This window comes from Streptomyces otsuchiensis (genome assembly GCF_004305975.1).
Classification (GTDB): Bacteria; Actinomycetota; Actinomycetes; order Streptomycetales; family Streptomycetaceae; genus Streptomyces; species Streptomyces otsuchiensis.
The window spans coordinates 1-1663 of the sequence record NZ_BHZI01000503.1 but is presented as its reverse complement, the minus strand read 5'-3'; the positions used below and the strand labels follow the sequence as shown (position 1 = coordinate 1663).

The following is a 1663-nucleotide window of genomic DNA, read 5'->3' as shown; positions in this document are numbered from 1 at the left end:
GGGCGGGGCGACGGTGGTGCGCGGGCCGGTCACCGCCGGTTCACCGGTCGTGGTCTCGGTGTCGAGTTCCATGGGTCAGCCCTTTCGGTCGGGTCCGGCGCCGTGGCCGGCGTCGGGGTGGTCGGCGTCGGGGTGGTCGGCGTCGGGGTGGTCGGTGGCGGGGGTCTGCGGCTGCCGGGCGGCCTCACGGGCCAGCGCGGTCACTCGCTCGTGCAGCCGGTCGAGGTACGGCTCGGACTCCGGTTTCATCAGCACGCTGCGCAGCACGGTCACGCTGCCCGCGTCGCTCATGGCGCCGGGGTCCGGCCCGGCCGCGCCCGTTCCCCCGATCTCCGGGTGCCGGGCGGTGAACGCGGCGTCGGTGACGCGCGAGGTACTGAGATAGACCGGGTCGTCGGAGTCCGTGCTCATCCCGGCGCGCAGCACCCGCTCCGCGGCTTCGCCGACGCGGTCGCGGGTCAGCGGATCGGTGCGCGGGAAGTAGCTGACGATGTCCAGCTCGGGCCGCTGGTACAGCACCAACTCCGACGATTCGGCGATTAGTTCGGCCCAGCGCAGCGCGGCGCGGCGTCCGGCCGCCAGCACCTGGCCGAGCCCGTCCGGGGTCAGCGGGAAGAGGCGGAGGGTGAGCCACAGCGCCGCGGCGGACGCACCGGAGCGTGAACACTCCAGGCTGATCTCGCCCAGGTGCGGCCGGGCCGAGGTGAAGTACGTGTAGGGGGAGTCGTGGCGGTAGAACCGCTCCACCGCCGGGTCGCGGAAGAGAACGGCCCCGCAGCCGTACGGCTGGAGCCCGTGCTTGTGCGGGTCGATCACCACGGAGTCGCAGTCGGCGATCGCCCGCCACGGGGCCGGATCCACCAACGGCTGTTTTCCTCCGTCCGGTTCGGGGTCGGCGGCGAGCAGGGTGAAGAACCCGCCGTAGGCGGCGTCCACATGGACGCGTACACCGTGGGCGCGCGCCAGTGCCACGATCGAGTGGACCGGGTCGACCGCCCCCAGGCCGGTGGTGCCCGCGGTGGCCACGACGGTGCCGACCGTCCCGGTACGCAGCAGTTCCTCCAGCGCCCCCGGCTCCATCCGGCCCCGGTCGTCGACGGGGACCGGGTACGACGGGACGCCGAGCAGGTGGCACATCCGCGCGTGGGTGTAGTGGCTCTCGGCGCTGAAGGCGACGCCCTTGCCCGGGTGGGACTCGCGGGCGACGAACAGCGCCTCCAGGTTGCCGATGGTGCCGCTGCTGGTGAGGTGGCCCAGGTGGGTCTCCAGGCCGAACATGGCGGCCAGCTGTTCCACCACCTCGACTTCCAGCGCGGAGGTGGCCGGACCGCCGTCCAGGGCGTGGTTGTTGGGGTTGACCAGCATCGCGGCGAGGTAGCCCGTCACGGCCGCCGGATGCGGAGGCTTGAGCATCTGGCCCGCGTACCGGGGATGGAAGAACGGGTAGCTGTCGCCGAGCCGTTCGCCGAGTTCGTCGAAGGCGGCGGCGAAGCGGTCGGGCGCGACGGCGAGCGCCGGGTGGCTCGGGCGCGGGCCGAAGCCGTCGGCCCACCTCTGGTGGCGCTCGACCGCGTGGCCGAGCCAGGACGTGAGCTCCATCGGGTGTCCCTCCGGTACGGGCTGGGTGCGGGTGCGGGTGCGGGGCGGGTCGTGGGGCCGGTCG

Annotated in this window: 1 protein-coding gene; it reads right to left on the bottom strand. The window is 73.6% G+C overall.

The features are described 5' to 3' along the window. Positions 1-75: 75 nt before the first annotated feature. A partial coding sequence (locus tag E0D90_RS25475; RefSeq protein WP_438827455.1) for a pyridoxal phosphate-dependent decarboxylase family protein occupies positions 76-1663 on the bottom strand: 1588 nt, incomplete at its 5' end.